We start from the raw sequence: 15,442 nt of genomic DNA, 5'->3' as shown, positions 1-15,442 counted from the left end.
ACAAAGTGAGTAATAAAATCGAATTCCAAATAGAAAATTTAGGAGTTCCTAAATTAAAATCTCCCCTTCAGTTAAGTACTGTAAGGGGAGATGATATTTTTACATTTATCAGCGAAACCGACAAAATGGTTTTCGATACTTCTTTGGAAGGCTATGCCAAATGTTTGGCCAATAATGAAGAACCATTATGTTTTGAAAAAGCTGGTCCAAGGCAGAATATTCATTTTGATCCAGAAAATTCCACTGCCGCTATTGTTACCTGTGGAGGGCTTTGCCCAGGAATCAACAATGTGATCCGCGGAATAGTGATGGCACTTCATTATTTTTATGGAGTCAAAAAGATTTTGGGGGTTCCCTATGGATTTGAAGGGTTAAATCCTGAAATGGGACATGGTTTTATAGAGCTCACTCCTGATAAAGTAAAGGACATTCATCAGTTTGGTGGCACTATTTTAGGCTCCTCAAGAGGAGCACAAGATGTTTCGGTAATGGTTGACACCTTGTTGAAAAATGATGTTCAAATGCTCTTTACAATAGGAGGTGATGGTACCCTAAAAGGATGCAATGCCATTGGTGAAGAAATTATGAAAAGAGGTCTGGATATCAGTGTTGTCGGAATTCCCAAGACCATAGATAATGATGTTGATATTATTGATAAATCTTTTGGTTTTGAAACGGCATTTGATATTGCAAGTCCAATTTTAAAAGATGCACATAATGAAGCTGCTGGAGCTTATAATGGCATTGCAATAATTAAGTTAATGGGTAGGGATAGCGGTTTTATTGCTGCATCCGCTTCGCTTGCTATGCCAGTAGTGAACTTTGTCCTTGTTCCAGAGTTAGATTTTGAGCTTTATGGTAAAAATGGCTTTTTGGAGGTTTTAAAAAGTAGATTGGAAACCAAGCATCATGCGGTCATTGTTGTTGCAGAAGGCGCCGGACAACATCTTTTTGAGAAAAATGATGTAATGACCGATGCCTCTGGAAATGTTCAACATGATGATATAGGGATATTTCTAAAACAAAAAATAAAGGACTACTTCTCAGATGTTTTTCCGGTGACAATCAAATATATCGATCCAAGTTATATTATCAGAAGTGCTGCAGCAAATTCTAGTGACAGTGTTTTTTGTAGTAGCTTGGCATACCAAGCCGTGCATGGTGCAATGAGCGGAAAAACAAAATTTGTTGTGGGTAAGGTCAATGATAAATTTGTGTATCTGCCAATTTCTGCAGTTGTTTCCAAAAGAAAGAAGATTGACTTAGAAGGCGGTTTTTGGTTTTCAGTACTTCAAAGTACGGGGCAACCATTTTTCCTTGGATAGCTCCTAAAGCTCCAAAACTGACAATTGTCATTTATTTTCTTTCTTTTCTACAATAGTTTTGAATTAACCAAAAACAATTCGGAAATGGTAGTAAATATTCAGTATCAAAAAATGAACACAAGTGAATCTATGAGTAGTCTTCTAACTAAGAAATTGGATAGACTGAGTAAAAAATATAACTGGATCATAAAGGCGAATGTGATTTTTAAAATTGAAAATGACAAGGCCAAAATGGACAAGGTGTGTGAAATAGAACTAAGTGCACCGGGTCCACGACTTTTTGCTAAATCAAGGAACAATGATTTTGAAAAGGCGATGACCGAAACCGTTGATGAGTTAAAAAGACAATTGGAAAAGCGGCAAGAATTATTTGTAAGACATTAACCGTTGTGATTTAGACAAATACAATAACTTTTTTAAACGTAATGATGAAAGTAAAAATTGTTTCTATCTGTATATTGCTTTTGGTAGGGTGTTCCACCACAAAATTGGTGAGTACCTGGAAAAATCCAGATATCGTTTTGTTCGATGCATATAAAGTACTGGTGGTGGGAATGACACAGGATGAAAATGTACAACAGATATTTGAAACAAGATTACAAGAAGCCCTTTCGGCCAAAGGTGTGGAGGCAATGCGCAGCATTGATGTTTTTGATGTTGAATTTACTTCTTCGGAAAAGTCTGAGGAAGAACTCTCAGCTGTTGAGCAGCAACTTTTGGACAAGGGTTTTGATGCCATTCTTTTTACCAAAATAATCGGCACTGAAAATAGAAGGACATTTAAGGAAAAGATGAACAATATCAGTGAGATGTATACTCGTTTTAGTGCCGATTATCTTGAACATCAGGATATATACTACAACCCAGAATATTATGAAACCTTCAATATTTATCGTGCAGAAACTTCATTGTATTGTATTTGTGTAGACAAGGAAAGAGAGCTTATCTGGAGGGGTAACATAGATGTTACGGAACCGGTGAATATGGAAAAAACCATTGACTCTTACATTAAGCTTATAAAAAGCAAAATGGGCGAGGAAGAAGTGATTTTTTAGAGAGTCCTCTAGACTTATGTATTAAAACCGTCTGTGGTTGAATTATGGGATAGTTATCCCAAAATCCCAATAAAATCCAATAAAATACAAACTGGAATAGCGATTAAAATAAGGACAAGTACAAAAACCATCAGTCGTAAGAAACCAACTAGCATTCTATTGCCAAAAGAAATTTCAGTGCTCATAATAGTGTAATTTCATTCAATTTACGGAATAATTCATGTATAGAATATAAATTATAGCCCGTTATTCGATTAAATGATGCCTTTTTAGTGTGTTCTGTTCAAGCAGAGGTTGAAATTAAAAAAAAACGACTAGCGTCGATAATAGGGAATATTAAAAAAATCAAAGTACAGATTTAATGTAATCCAATATCTTTTGGGTAGCTCCAACATTCTCTTGAATGTATTCCAAATTTATTTTACCCATTTTTTCTTTAAAAGAGTCATCCTCAAGAAAAAGCGACATTACATCATTAAATTCTCGGGCATTTGAAATGGGATGTATCCCTTTTTTGTTAACAAGGTCTTCAGCTTCTTTGAAGCCTGTATAGTTTGGGCCAATCACAACAGGGATTCCAAATACTGCAGGTTCAAGGGTGTTGTGAAGTCCTGTGGCAAAAGCTCCGCCAACGTAAGCTATATCAGCATAACTATAAATTTTGGTCAACAGCCCTATAGTGTCTATAATGATGACTTCACAGTTTGAAAGGTCATTTCCCTTGTTAGAAAAACGAATTGTTTTTTTTGTAATTCCGGCTTCAATTTTTTCAATATGGGCAGGTTTTATGGTATGGGGCGCAATCACATATTTAATGGGTTCTTGGGAAGTATTAATGAAATCAATTAGAATTTCTTCGTCTTTCTGCCATGTGCTGCCTGCTACCATACAGAGGCTATTACCTTTAAAACTATCCATAAAATCCAAGGAATTTTCCTTCCCTAAGATTTCGGTAACACGATCAAAACGGGTATCCCCACTAATAGTGACATTTTTGATTCCTATTGAGTTCAGAAGTTTTTGGGAATTTTGGTCTTGAACAAAGAAATGGTTGAAAGACTTGAGACTGTTCCGCATAAACCCGCCGAATGGTTTAAAAAAGATTTGTCTTTTAGAAAAAATCGCAGAAACCAAAATGGTTTTAACGTTGCGAAGTTTTAATTCTCTCAGGAAGTTGGGCCAAATTTCATATTTTATGAATATGGCTATTTCGGGGTTAATCGTTTCGATAAATTGTTTTGCATTTTTTTGAGTATCCAATGGTAAATAAACCACACAATCGGCTGGAGTTTTGTCTTTTTTTACTTCGTAGCCTGAAGGTGAAAAAAATGTAAGCACAATTTTATATTTTGGATATTCACGTTTTAATCTTTCTAGAATTGGCAACCCTTGTTCGTACTCGCCAAGTGAAGCCGCATGGAGCCAGATGGTGGAATCACCGGTAAGAATTTTCGAATTTAAAATGGAAAAAGTGTTTTTTCTTCCTGAAACGAACAATTTTATCTTGGAACTAAAAATCGCAATGATTTTTAAAACATTCCACGAAACAGAGACCAAAAAACTGTATAGAAAATGCACAGACGTGATATTTCCGCTAAAATACATTCTTTCGGCAATAGGTGGTTATGGTACCTTAATTTCTTAATTTTGTGAGATAATTCATTTGAATGAAAAAAATACAGATGGTTGACCTTAAGGGTCAATACGAGGGCATAAAAAATCAGGTGAATACCTCCATTTCAGAAGTCCTTGATTCTACAGCATTTATAAATGGGCCTCAAGTACATGCTTTTCAAAAAGAGCTCGAAGAATATCTTGGGGTGAAACATGTAATCCCATGTGCGAATGGCACGGACGCCCTTCAAATTTGTATGATGGGGCTTAGATTGGAACCTGGTGATGAAGTAATAACTGCAGACTTTACTTTCGCGGCTACGGTGGAGGTGATTGCATTGTTAAATCTTACGCCAGTTTTAGTAGATGTTGAAATTGACACCTTTAATATTGACATAAGTGCAATTGAAAAGGCAATTACACCAAAAACAAAAGCGATAGTTCCAGTGCATCTTTTTGGGCAATGTGCCAATATGGATGCCATTATGGAATTGGCTGAAAAGCATAATCTCTACGTAATTGAGGATAATGCCCAGGCCATTGGAGCTACACATACATTCCAAAATGGAAAAAAACAAAAAGCAGGAGCCATGGGCCATGTGGCATCCACTTCTTTTTTTCCATCTAAAAATTTGGGGTGTTACGGGGATGGAGGTGCTATTTTCACTAATGATGATGATTTAGCCCACACAATTCGGGGAATAGTGAATCATGGAATGTACAAAAGATACCATCATGATGTGGTTGGGGTTAATTCTCGATTAGATTCTATGCAGGCAGCTATTTTACGGGCAAAACTTCCGAATCTAGATGTTTATAACGAGAAACGAAGAGAGGCTGCAAAGAAGTATTCCAAGTTCTTTGAAGGTGAACCGAATATTGTGACTCCAAAAATGGTCAGTGGCTGTGAAGGTATTTGTGATTCTTGTGACTGTCATGTATTTCATCAATATACTCTTCGAGTTTTGAACGAAAAAAGAGACAAATTAGCACAACATTTAAATGAAAATGGCGTTCCATGTGGGGTGTATTATCCAATTCCTTTGCATAAACAAAAGGCTTATGTGGATGAGCGCTACAAGGAAGAAGATTTTCCAGTGACCAACAAATTGGTCGAAGAGGTAATCTCGCTTCCCATGCACACAGAACTAGATGATGAACAAATTGAATTTATAACCAAGTTGGTCATTGAGTTCATAAACAAATAACCATGAAAATACTTGTTACCGGAGGATTGGGATTTATAGGTTCCCATACAGTAGTTGAGCTGCAAAACGAAGGTTTTGAAGTTGTTATTATCGATAATCTTTCCAATTCCTCAGAAGAAGTCTTGGTCGGTATTGAGGCAATTACTGGTAAAAAACCCATTTTTGAAAAATTGGATTTACGGGAAAAACCAAAAGTTCAAGAGTTTTTCAAAAAGTACCAAGATATAGAAGGAGTAATTCATTTTGCTGCAAGCAAAGCAGTTGGTGAGAGTGTTGAAAAACCTTTACTTTATTACGAAAACAACCTGGGAGTTTTGGTTTATATACTTCAAGAGCTTTCAAAAAAGAATAAAGCTAGTTTTATTTTTAGTTCTTCATGCACTGTTTACGGTCAAGCGGATAAAATGCCCATTACGGAGGATGCTCCTGTAAAACCTGCTGAATCACCGTATGGGAACACAAAACAGGTTGGTGAAGAAATCATAAGGGATACTTGTAAAGTTAATCAGCAACTTTCGGCAATTGCCCTTAGATATTTTAACCCAATTGGAAGCCATCCCTCTGTAGAAATAGGTGAACTTCCCATAGGAGTGCCGCAAAATTTGGTCCCATTTATTACGCAAACCGGGGTTGGATTAAGAGAACAGCTTTCAGTTTTTGGAGATGATTATCCTACTGAAGATGGCACCTGTGTTAGAGATTATATTCATGTTGTTGATGTAGCAAAAGCCCATGTTGTTGCCCTACAACGGTTATTGAACAAGAAAAATGAAACCAATTATGAGGTTTTCAATCTAGGAACAGGTAAGGGAAGTTCTGTATTGGAAGTGATTCAAAGCTTTGAGCGAGTATCCGGAAAAAAATTGAACTATAAAATTGTTGATAAAAGGCCTGGAGATGTAATAGAAGCCTATGCGGATACTAGAAAAGCGAATAAGGCATTAGGATGGAAAGCTGAATCCGCATTAGATGATTCCATGAGGTCCGCATGGAACTGGGAACAAAAAATAAGAAGTTGAAAAACTATACTTAAAAGACTAAAGAAAGCCTGTCCATTTGACGGGCTTTTTTATTGGCCCGATTCAATTCAGTGTTGTTTTATTGTAAAACAGGAATGTATGCTTATTTTTAAGAACATATTCAACTAACTCAAACATGAAAAACAGTATTCTATTTTTAATTCTATTATCCAGTTCAATTCTTTTTGCACAAGAAACCTATCTCCATTGCGGCAATATTGTTGATGTAAAATCTGGGAAAGTTCTTTCAGAAAAAACAATAGTAGTTTCCGGGAAAAGCATAAAATCCATTCTGAACGGTTATCAAGCTGGTAATGCTGAAGCTATTATTGTCGATTTAAAAGACAAAACAATACTTCCTGGATTTATAGATATGCATGTGCACATAGAAAGTGAATCCAATCCAAAATCCTATGTTGAAAGATATACGCTAAATGATGCTGATGTGGCATTTCAATCAACGGTATATGCAAAAAGAACATTAATGTCAGGGTTTACAACAGTGCGTGACCTAGGTGGGACGGGTGTCAATATTGCACTCCGAAATGCAATCAACAAAGGAACTGTAGTAGGGCCAAGAATTTTTACGGCAGGAAAATCCATAGCTACCACAGGTGGTCATGCAGACCCGACCAACGGCATGAAAAACGTTTTGATAGGAGACCCTGGTCCAAAAGAAGGTGTTGTCAATTCGCCGGAAGATGGAAAGAAAGCTGTGAGACAACGGTATAAAAATGGAGCGGATGTCATAAAAATAACTGCAACTGGAGGTGTGCTGAGTGTTGCCAAAAGTGGTCAGAATCCGCAGTTTACAATTGAAGAAATTAAAGCGATAACAGAGACTGCAAAAGATTACAATATGCTTACTGCGGCACATGCGCATGGCGATGAGGGAATGCAACGAGCAGTAAAAGGAGGTATCAAAACCATTGAGCACGGAACTTTGATGAGCGAGGAAACTATGGATTTAATGGTGCAGTACGATTCATATTTAGTACCCACAATCACAGCAGGCAAACAAGTAGCAGAAAAAGCCAAAATTCCTGGATACTTTCCAGAGGTGGTTGCAAAAAAAGCAAGTGAAATAGGTCCACTTATCCAAAGCACATTTGCAAAGGCCTATAAAAAGGGAGTGCCTATTGCTTTTGGCACGGATGCAGGTGTATTTCCACACGGGCTCAATGCAAAGGAGTTTGGTTATATGGTGGAAGTAGGAATGCCCATTATGAAAGCCTTGGAATCTGCAACGATTACCAATGCCACGCTTTTAGGCATGGGAGACAGTCTTGGACAATTAGAAGAAGGTTTTTTGGCAGACATTATTGCTGTTGATGAAAACCCTGTATATAATGTAGATACCCTTGAAAATGTTGTCTTTGTTATGAAAGAGGGACAAATATTTAAATCGGAATAAGTTTTCAAGAAGTTGTTCGTTCATACCTTATGTTGACCAATTTTAATACTAGTATGGAAGTTTTGGAGTTGGCCCAAGAGGAAATGCTATACAAAAACCTGTTATCTCAATTGAAAAAAGACTTTGAGCTTGCCAATGTCAAGTTATCTTTTTCAATGGAAGTTGGGCCAGCTGAACTGAAGGATGTCTTAAAAGAGAAAATTTACTTTCTGCTGTTGGAAAATATTCCTGAATATCAGAACTTATTGTATATCGTAGATATTCCCGAACATAAAATAACCGAGCTAAAGTCATTGGATGTTGTTGATGTTTCTGAAGAAGTATGCTTCTTGTTGTTAAAAAGAGAGTGGCAAAAAGTATGGTTCAAGAATAAATTTACATCTTAAAGACATATTGTGAAATATGCCTGTGTTTGTTTATCTGCCTATAGTATTTATTGTATTTTTGTCTAAATTTTTAGATAAGTTTTAGCTAAAAACTATCAATGGATAAATATTCTTTTTTGAATGCTGCGCATACTTCATTTTTTGCGGAGTTATATGATAAGTACCTTAAGAGTCCCGATAGTCTAGAGCCTAGTTGGAAGGCTTTTTTTCAAGGATTTGATTTTGGTCTGGAAAGTTCCTTGGATGAGTTGGATTTATCCAGCGAAAATGGTGCATTGACACTTGTCAATGGACAGCAAATTGAAATCCCCCAGTCGTTACAGAAAGAATTTCAGGTAATCCGCCTAATTGACGGGTATCGTTCCCGGGGGCATCTCTTTACCCAAACAAATCCAGTAAGGGAACGAAGAAAGTATATTCCTAGCCTGGAAATTTCCAATTTTGGATTGTCCCAAGAGGATATGGAAACGGTTTTTGATGCCGGTAAGATTATTGGCATTGGGTCAACTTCCCTCAAAAAAATAATAGCACATCTTGAGCGCATATATTGTGATGCCATTGGGGTTGAGTATATGTACATTCGTACTCCCGAGCGCATACAATGGATTCAGGAGTGGTTAAATGTAAATGACAATCATCCAAATTTTTCCCCAGAGGAAAAGAAAAATATTCTTAGAAAACTTAACGAAGCTGTTTCGTTTGAAAGCTTTTTGCATACTAAATATGTTGGCCAGAAACGATTTTCGCTTGAAGGAGGAGAGTCTCTTATCCCAGCTTTGGATGTAATTATAGAAAAGGCGGCAGATGCTGGAGTAAAACAGTTTGTCATGGGGATGGCACACCGTGGGCGGTTGAGTGTCCTTACCAATATTTTTGGAAAATCACCTAAAGATATTTTTAGCGAGTTTGATGGTAAGGATTATGAGGAGGCCATCTTTGATGGAGATGTAAAATACCATTTGGGGTGGACTTCAATGCGGGAAACCGATTCAGGAAAAATGGTCAATATGAACATTGCACCAAACCCATCCCATTTAGAAACCGTTAATTCCATTGTTGAAGGTATTACCAGGGCAAAACAAGATAGAGATCATCAAGAAAATATTTCTGAGGTACTTCCCATTTTGGTGCATGGGGATGCAGCTTTTGCAGGACAGGGGATTGCTTATGAAATAATACAAATGGCCCGCTTGGATGGATACCACACAGGAGGAACCATACATATAGTAGTCAATAATCAAATAGGATTTACAACTAATTATCTGGATGCACGCTCATCTACCTATTGTACAGATGTTGGCAAGGTCACCCTTTCGCCTGTTTTACATGTTAATGCAGATGATGCCGAAGCCGTTGTGCACGCAGCAACGTTTGCATTGGAATATCGCATGCGTTACAAAAGGGATGTCTTTTTAGATTTATTGGGATATCGGAAATATGGACATAATGAAGGTGATGAACCCAAATTCACTCAACCTCTATTGTATAAATCTATTTCCAAACACCCAAATCCAAGGGATATCTATGCCGAAAAGCTTATTGCTCAGGGGATAATAGATAAGGATTTTCTAAAAAATCTGGAACTTGAGTACAAGAAAAATCTAGAAGAAAACTTATTGGATTCTCGAAAGGTTGAGAAAACTAGAATTACACCCTTCATGCAAGATGAATGGGAAGGTTTTGGTCAAGTTGCAGAAGACGCCATGCTAAGTGTTATTGATACTTCGTATCAGCTTAAAAAACTGGATGAGGTAGCAAAAAGTATTACAGGTCTTCCAGAAGGAAAGAAATTCCTTAGAAAACTGGAACGATTGGTTGGAGCACGAAATAAAATGTATTTTGAGGACAATCAATTGGATTGGGCAATGGGTGAACTTTTGGCATATGGTTCCTTAATTGAAGAAGGTTATGATGTTAGGATGACAGGTCAGGATGTGGAACGTGGAACGTTTTCACACCGTCATGCCGTAATTAAAACCGAAATGCACGAGGAAGAGGTCATTCTATTGAATGAGATGGGGGAAAATCAAAACGGGAAGTTCCACATTTATAATTCCTTACTTTCAGAGTATGCAGTTATGGGGTTTGATTATGGATATGCCATGGCAAGCCCAAAGACCTTAACTATTTGGGAAGCACAATTTGGGGACTTTAGCAATGGGGCACAAATAATCATTGATCAATACCTTTCTTCAGCGGAGGACAAATGGAAGCTTCAAAATGGTTTGGTGTTATTGCTGCCCCATGGGTATGAAGGTCAGGGTGCTGAGCATTCATCAGCACGAATGGAAAGATATCTTCAATTGTGTGCAAAGGACAATATGTATGTGGCCGATGTTACCACTCCGGCAAACATGTTCCATTTATTACGAAGACAAATGAAAGCTGGTTTTAGAAAACCTTTGATTGTCTTTACGCCAAAGAGTCTTTTAAGGCATCCAAAAGTCTTATCGACCAAAGAAGAAATGGCGAACGGAAGTTTTCAGACCTTAATTGATGATGAAAAGGCACTTGCGTCCAAAGTTAAAACCTTGGTGTTCTGCACCGGTAAGTTTTATTATGACCTGTTGGATAAAAAAGAAGAATTGAAAAGAGATGATGTTGCCTTGGTGCGGCTGGAACAATTGTTCCCATTGCCAACAAAGGAAATACAGATCACTATCAAAAAATATAAAAATGCAGAAGATGTGGTCTGGGCCCAAGAAGAACCACGTAATATGGGGGCATGGGGTCACCTACTAATGCATTTTGAGGAAGCAAAACAATTTAGGGTGGCCTCTAGAAGATTTTATGGGGCGCCAGCAGCTGGGAGTGCGGTACGTTCGCAACGCAGACATGCACAGGTAATAGAATATGTCTTTGATAAGACTAAAGACAACATGCAAAGAAGTTAATTTAGAAAAGAATAAAACTAAAATAAGATGGTTTTAGAAATGAAAGTTCCCTCACCGGGGGAGTCCATAACCGAAGTTGAAATTGCAGAATGGTTGGTGCAGGATGGAGACTATGTGGAAAAAGACCAAGCAATTGCAGAGGTTGATTCGGACAAGGCAACTTTGGAACTTCCTGCTGAGGAAAGTGGGGTCATAACCTTAAAAGCTGAGGAGGGTGATGCCGTTGCTGTTGGTGAGGTTGTCTGCCTTATAGACACCAGTGCCGCAAAGCCTGAAGGTGATGCTTCCCCTGTGGCGGAAAAGGAAGTCGTAAAAGAAGAACCTGTTAAGGCAGAAACACCAAAAGCCGAAGTTAAAAAAGAAACCTATGCATCTGGAAGCCCATCCCCAGCCGCAAAAAAGATTTTAGATGAAAAAGGAGTAGCTCCTTCTGCTGTTTCTGGTACCGGAAGAGATGGACGTATCACTAAAGAAGATGCGGTAAAAGCTGTTCCCTCTATGGGTACACCAACTGGCGGAAGTAGAGGGGAATCCCGTTCCAAACTATCCATGCTGCGCAGAAAAGTTGCCGAGCGTCTTGTGTCCGCCAAGAACGAAACCGCAATGTTGACCACTTTCAATGAAGTGGATATGTCACCAATCTTTGAATTACGGAAACAATACAAGGAAACTTTTAAGGAGAAACATGGAGTAAGTTTAGGTTTTATGTCCTTCTTCACCAAAGCTGTTGTTCGGGCTTTGGAACTATACCCTGCTGTAAATTCTATGATTGATGGGAAGGAAATGTTGTCCTATGATTTTTGCGACATCAGTATAGCGGTTTCTGGTCCAAAAGGATTAATGGTCCCCGTTATTAGAAATGCTGAAAATTTAACCTTCAGAGGTGTTGAAGCTGAGGTGAAAAGATTGGCAATTAGAGCGCGCGAAGGTGAAATTACGGTTGATGAAATGACCGGAGGGACTTTTACCATTACCAATGGTGGTGTTTTTGGTTCCATGCTATCAACACCTATTATCAACCCTCCACAAAGTGCCATTTTAGGAATGCACAACATTGTAGAGCGTCCTATTGCCAAAAATGGTCAAGTGGTCATTGCCCCAATTATGTATGTAGCGCTTTCTTACGACCATAGGATTATTGATGGTAAAGAATCTGTTGGGTTTTTGGTTGCTGTAAAAGAAGCTCTTGAGAGCCCAGAAGAATTATTGATGGATGGCAATGTGAAAAAAGCGTTGGAGCTGTAAAGCTAAACTTTTTAAATACTAATGGCCTTACTTTTTTAAGTAAAGGCTTTTTTTGTCATAATCAATTATGGCCTTACCTTTTTTAAGAACGTCGGCCCCTATAATGCCATCTACAGGTAGGGAATTATGAGAGGTTAGTGCTTCATTGACATGGACTAAATCAAACAATACTATTTTTTGCTTGCTTTTTTTCCATTCCCCGATTTGGATTTTATTTTTGGAAGAGACCAAGGTTTCCATTTCGGTTGCACCAGCTCCTGCCGCTTTTATATCTGAAACCTCGGAAATCATTTTAAAAAAATCAATTTTGTCCATCCCAACACAGGTGTTGGAAGCTCCTGTATCCAAAATAAATCGTCCAGAAACCCCATTTATTTTGGCGGCAATTTCAAAATGGTTGGTTTCCGTAAGAACCAAAGGGATTGTGAGGTAGTTTTTTGATTTCAGAAACTTTTTGAGGGATTTCATCAACAATTTTTCTTAAAGATAAACCTATTTTTGCTTTATGGTAATAACGGATACGCATACCCATTTATATAGTGAAGCTTTTGATGATGACCGCGATGAGGTCATCAATAATGCCATGGAATTAGGTGTTGAGCGATTCTTTATTCCCGCAATTGATTCCACCTATACACAAAGTATGTTGAATTTGGAGGCCAAATACCCTGACAATGTTTTTTTGATGATGGGATTGCATCCAACCCATGTGAAGGAAAACTATAAGGAAGAGCTGTTCCATGTGGAAAAATTGCTATCGGAAAGAAAGTTTTGGGCGGTAGGTGAAATAGGAATTGACCTATATTGGGACAAAACCTTTTTGAAGCAGCAACAAGATGCATTTGTATATCAAATTCGTTTGGCCAAGAAATATAAACTACCCATAGTAATTCATTGTAGGGAATCTTTTGATGAGATTTTTGAGATTTTGGAACATGAGAAAGACGAAGGCCTCTACGGAATTTTTCATTGCTTTACAGGAACCTTGGAACAGGCGCACCAAGCTATGTCCTATAATATGAAGCTAGGTATTGGTGGGGTTGCTACATTTAAAAATGGAAAAATTGACCAATTTTTGAATCAGATTGATTTGAAACATATTGTTTTGGAAACGGATTCGCCTTATTTGTCTCCAGTTCCATACCGTGGAAAACGAAATGAAAGTGCTTATATAATTAAGGTATTAGAAAAATTGGCTTTGATATATGATATGACGCTCGAAGATATAGCTTCAATAACGACTGATAATTCCAAAAAGGTTTTTGGTATTTAGAATTAGTATGCAAGACAAAACCAACATTCTGCTTATCTATACCGGAGGTACTATCGGTATGATAAAGGATTACAAAACAGGAGCGCTCAAGGCTTTTAATTTTAAGGAGTTGATTCGAAACCTTCCAGAATTGAACCAATTGGATTGTAAGTTAAAAGGAGTGTCCTTTGATGAGCCAATAGATTCTTCAAACATGAATCCGGATTATTGGGTTGCCATTGCTTCACTAATTGAAGAGAATTATGTGGAATTTGATGGATTTGTAGTGCTCCACGGAAGCGATACTATGAGTTATTCGGCTTCAGCCTTAAGCTTTATGTTGGAAAATCTGGCCAAGCCAGTAATATTCACAGGATCTCAACTTCCTATTGGGGATTTGCGTACAGATGCAAAAGAAAATCTCATTACGTCAATTCAAATAGCAGCCTTAAAAGAAAAAGGAAAACCCGTTGTACAAGAGGTGGGTCTGTATTTTGAATATAAGTTGTACCGGGCCAATAGAACTACAAAAATCAACGCGGAACATTTTGAGGCGTTCGCATCTTTAAACCATCCTCCGCTAATTGAATCTGGGGTACATTTAAAAGTTCATCATTCAAATCTTTGTAAAAGGCCACCGCGATCAAAATCTTTACAGGTACATAGGAATATGGATAATAATATTGTGGTTTTAAAACTGTTCCCTGGTCTTAGTAGGTCAGTTTTAAAATCAATTTTGAACATATCTGGGTTAAAGGTGGTTGTTTTGGAAACCTATGGTGCCGGAAATGCACCAACGGATGATTGGTTTTTAAAAGAATTAAAAGAAGCCATTGATAAAGGATTACATATTATTAATGTAACGCAGTGTTCAGGAGGAGCGGTTTCAATGGGGCATTATGAGACCAGTGAAAAGCTAAAAGAGATGCAAATGATTAACGGAAAGGACATTACGACTGAAGCGGCCATAACAAAAGCCATGTACCTATTGGGAAGTAATATTTCCAGAAAGCTCTTTAAGACAATTTTTGAAACCCCGCTTCGTGGTGAAATGCACTAAAATTAACGCCTCAAATTTCTTTTACTAATTATTTTTTTGTTTATTGGGCAGCCTAACTATTAGAAATAGAGAGGTGGCCGAGTGGTCGAAGGCGCACGCCTGGAAAGTGTGTATACACCAAAAGTGTATCGAGGGTTCGAATCCCTTCCTCTCTGCTAGGTATTTTAATTTTTCAATTATAAAATTTTTATATCTTTAACATTATTAATAACTAACTAAATTTAAGTTTAAGAGAAATGAAAAGAATATCCTATACTCTGGCTGTAGCTGGAATGTTTATTTTGGGAACAACAACTGCATCTGCAGCAATGTTGCAAGAAGAAACTGCTGCTGCCAGCAAAGGTTTTACTCAAGTATTGAAAGAACAGTTTATCCAGGGAGGTCCTGCTTTCATGGGAATTGTACTTTTATGTTTGATTTTAGGATTGGCAGTTGCCATTGAAAGAATTATTTATTTGAATTTGGCAAGTACCAATTCAGCTAAACTTAAACAGCAAGTAGAAGACGCTTTGGCTTCCGGTGGTGTTGAAGCAGCAAAAGAAGTGTGCAGAAACACAAAAGGTCCTGTTGCCTCTATTTTTTATCAAGGTTTGGATAGAGCTGGAGAAGGATTGGAATCTGCTGAAAAAGCTGTTGTGGCATACGGTGGTGTACAAATGGGTCAATTAGAGAAAAACGTTTCTTGGTTGTCTTTATTTATCGCTATTGCACCAATGCTTGGGTTTATGGGTACAGTAATCGGTATGATTGCGGCCTTCCAGAAAATTGCAGCAGTTGGTAACTTGAGTGCATCTTTGATTGCTGGTGATATCCAAGTAGCATTATTGACTACTGTATTTGGTTTGATCACTGCAATTATTCTTCAGATTTTCTACAACTATATCATTGCTAAAATTGATAGTATCGTAAATGACATGGAAGACTCCTCTATATCTTTAATAGATATGTTGGCGGCACACAAAAAGTAATT

The 15,442-nt window shown here is 37.7% G+C and carries 14 protein-coding genes and 1 tRNA gene; 13 read left to right on the top strand and 2 right to left on the bottom strand.

Annotation, left to right across the window (positions count from 1 at the left end):
- Nucleotides 1-5 precede the first annotated feature (5 nt).
- The 3 genes from AAY42_RS09440 to AAY42_RS09430 all read left to right on the top strand — a co-directional run bounded on the left by AAY42_RS09440 (nucleotide 6) and on the right by AAY42_RS09430 (nucleotide 2,380).
- A complete protein-coding gene (locus AAY42_RS09440) occupies nucleotides 6-1,325 on the top strand; it encodes an ATP-dependent 6-phosphofructokinase (protein ID WP_055394532.1) in 1,320 nt (439 codons plus the stop codon).
- Nucleotides 1,326-1,409: 84 nt separating this feature from the next.
- Nucleotides 1,410-1,709, top strand: coding sequence for a ribosome hibernation-promoting factor, HPF/YfiA family (hpf, locus tag AAY42_RS09435; protein ID WP_055394530.1), 300 nt, complete (start codon nucleotides 1,410-1,412; stop codon nucleotides 1,707-1,709).
- Between the two features lie 41 nt (nucleotides 1,710-1,750).
- The gene (locus tag AAY42_RS09430; RefSeq protein WP_245625609.1) at nucleotides 1,751-2,380 is read left to right on the top strand and encodes a hypothetical protein; all 630 of its coding nucleotides are present in this window, start codon (nucleotides 1,751-1,753) and stop codon (nucleotides 2,378-2,380) included.
- A 345-nt stretch (nucleotides 2,381-2,725) separates the two neighbouring features.
- Here AAY42_RS09430 and AAY42_RS09425 read toward each other — a convergent pair whose 3' ends face one another.
- Complete coding sequence (locus AAY42_RS09425) at nucleotides 2,726-3,958, bottom strand: 3-deoxy-D-manno-octulosonic acid transferase (protein ID WP_055397842.1); 1,233 nt, start codon at nucleotides 3,956-3,958, stop codon at nucleotides 2,726-2,728.
- A gap of 89 nt (nucleotides 3,959-4,047) precedes the next feature.
- Here AAY42_RS09425 and AAY42_RS09420 point away from each other — a divergent pair, with 89 nt between their 5' ends.
- The 6 genes from AAY42_RS09420 (at nucleotide 4,048) to odhB (ending at nucleotide 12,160) form a co-directional block, all read left to right on the top strand.
- Nucleotides 4,048-5,202 carry a DegT/DnrJ/EryC1/StrS family aminotransferase gene (locus AAY42_RS09420; protein ID WP_055394528.1) on the top strand — a complete coding sequence of 385 codons (1,155 nt, stop codon included), beginning with the start codon at nucleotides 4,048-4,050 and terminating at the stop codon, nucleotides 5,200-5,202.
- Nucleotides 5,203-5,204: 2 nt separating this feature from the next.
- Nucleotides 5,205-6,221: a UDP-glucose 4-epimerase GalE gene (galE, locus tag AAY42_RS09415; protein ID WP_055394526.1), complete on the top strand. Its 1,017-nt coding sequence runs from the start codon at nucleotides 5,205-5,207 to the stop codon at nucleotides 6,219-6,221.
- Between the two features lie 136 nt (nucleotides 6,222-6,357).
- Entirely contained in the window at nucleotides 6,358-7,635 is a 1,278-nt protein-coding gene (locus AAY42_RS09410; protein WP_055394524.1) for a metal-dependent hydrolase family protein, read from the top strand.
- A gap of 53 nt (nucleotides 7,636-7,688) precedes the next feature.
- On the top strand, nucleotides 7,689-8,021 hold the full coding sequence (locus tag AAY42_RS09405; protein WP_245625608.1) for a hypothetical protein: 333 nt from the start codon (nucleotides 7,689-7,691) through the stop codon (nucleotides 8,019-8,021).
- Between the two features lie 98 nt (nucleotides 8,022-8,119).
- On the top strand, nucleotides 8,120-10,915 hold the full coding sequence (locus AAY42_RS09400) for a 2-oxoglutarate dehydrogenase E1 component (protein WP_055394520.1): 2,796 nt from the start codon (nucleotides 8,120-8,122) through the stop codon (nucleotides 10,913-10,915).
- Between the two features lie 27 nt (nucleotides 10,916-10,942).
- Entirely contained in the window at nucleotides 10,943-12,160 is a 1,218-nt protein-coding gene (gene odhB, locus AAY42_RS09395; protein WP_055394517.1) for a 2-oxoglutarate dehydrogenase complex dihydrolipoyllysine-residue succinyltransferase, read from the top strand.
- Between the two features lie 27 nt (nucleotides 12,161-12,187).
- Here odhB and AAY42_RS09390 read toward each other — a convergent pair whose 3' ends face one another.
- On the bottom strand, nucleotides 12,188-12,628 hold the full coding sequence (locus AAY42_RS09390; RefSeq protein WP_055394515.1) for a retropepsin-like aspartic protease family protein: 441 nt from the start codon (nucleotides 12,626-12,628) through the stop codon (nucleotides 12,188-12,190).
- 37 nt (nucleotides 12,629-12,665) lie between these two features.
- On the opposite strand from AAY42_RS09390, the gene AAY42_RS09385 reads away from it, so the two are divergent.
- The 4 genes from AAY42_RS09385 to AAY42_RS09370 all read left to right on the top strand — a co-directional run bounded on the left by AAY42_RS09385 (nucleotide 12,666) and on the right by AAY42_RS09370 (nucleotide 15,440).
- Nucleotides 12,666-13,433: a TatD family hydrolase gene (locus tag AAY42_RS09385; RefSeq protein WP_055394513.1), complete on the top strand. Its 768-nt coding sequence runs from the start codon at nucleotides 12,666-12,668 to the stop codon at nucleotides 13,431-13,433.
- Nucleotides 13,434-13,440: 7 nt separating this feature from the next.
- On the top strand, nucleotides 13,441-14,472 hold the full coding sequence (locus tag AAY42_RS09380) for an asparaginase (protein WP_055394511.1): 1,032 nt from the start codon (nucleotides 13,441-13,443) through the stop codon (nucleotides 14,470-14,472).
- A gap of 67 nt (nucleotides 14,473-14,539) precedes the next feature.
- A tRNA-Ser gene (locus tag AAY42_RS09375) sits at nucleotides 14,540-14,627 on the top strand.
- An 81-nt stretch (nucleotides 14,628-14,708) separates the two neighbouring features.
- On the top strand, nucleotides 14,709-15,440 hold the full coding sequence (locus tag AAY42_RS09370) for a MotA/TolQ/ExbB proton channel family protein (RefSeq protein WP_055394509.1): 732 nt from the start codon (nucleotides 14,709-14,711) through the stop codon (nucleotides 15,438-15,440).
- Nucleotides 15,441-15,442 lie beyond the last annotated feature (2 nt).

Origin of the sequence: Flagellimonas eckloniae (genome assembly GCF_001413955.1) — a bacterium.
Lineage (GTDB): Bacteria > Bacteroidota > Bacteroidia > Flavobacteriales > Flavobacteriaceae > Flagellimonas > Flagellimonas eckloniae.
The sequence above is the reverse complement of the archived record's forward strand: the minus strand, read 5'-3'. Positions and strand labels throughout refer to the sequence as shown.

What these genes read in the sequence shown, in the direction of transcription:
- hpf (WP_055394530.1), top strand. Translation starts at nt 1,410, where the DNA reads ATGGTAGTAAATATTCAGTATCAAAAAATGAACACAAGTGAATCTATG.
- AAY42_RS09430 (WP_245625609.1), top strand. Translation starts at nt 1,751, where the DNA reads ATGATGAAAGTAAAAATTGTTTCTATCTGTATATTGCTTTTGGTAGGG.
- AAY42_RS09420 (WP_055394528.1), top strand. Translation starts at nt 4,048, where the DNA reads ATGAAAAAAATACAGATGGTTGACCTTAAGGGTCAATACGAGGGCATA.
- galE (WP_055394526.1), top strand. Translation starts at nt 5,205, where the DNA reads ATGAAAATACTTGTTACCGGAGGATTGGGATTTATAGGTTCCCATACA.
- AAY42_RS09410 (WP_055394524.1), top strand. Translation starts at nt 6,358, where the DNA reads ATGAAAAACAGTATTCTATTTTTAATTCTATTATCCAGTTCAATTCTT.
- AAY42_RS09405 (WP_245625608.1), top strand. Translation starts at nt 7,689, where the DNA reads ATGGAAGTTTTGGAGTTGGCCCAAGAGGAAATGCTATACAAAAACCTG.
- AAY42_RS09400 (WP_055394520.1), top strand. Translation starts at nt 8,120, where the DNA reads ATGGATAAATATTCTTTTTTGAATGCTGCGCATACTTCATTTTTTGCG.
- odhB (WP_055394517.1), top strand. Translation starts at nt 10,943, where the DNA reads ATGGTTTTAGAAATGAAAGTTCCCTCACCGGGGGAGTCCATAACCGAA.
- AAY42_RS09390 (WP_055394515.1), bottom strand. Translation starts at nt 12,628, where the DNA reads ATGAAATCCCTCAAAAAGTTTCTGAAATCAAAAAACTACCTCACAATC.
- AAY42_RS09385 (WP_055394513.1), top strand. Translation starts at nt 12,666, where the DNA reads ATGGTAATAACGGATACGCATACCCATTTATATAGTGAAGCTTTTGAT.
- AAY42_RS09380 (WP_055394511.1), top strand. Translation starts at nt 13,441, where the DNA reads ATGCAAGACAAAACCAACATTCTGCTTATCTATACCGGAGGTACTATC.
- AAY42_RS09370 (WP_055394509.1), top strand. Translation starts at nt 14,709, where the DNA reads ATGAAAAGAATATCCTATACTCTGGCTGTAGCTGGAATGTTTATTTTG.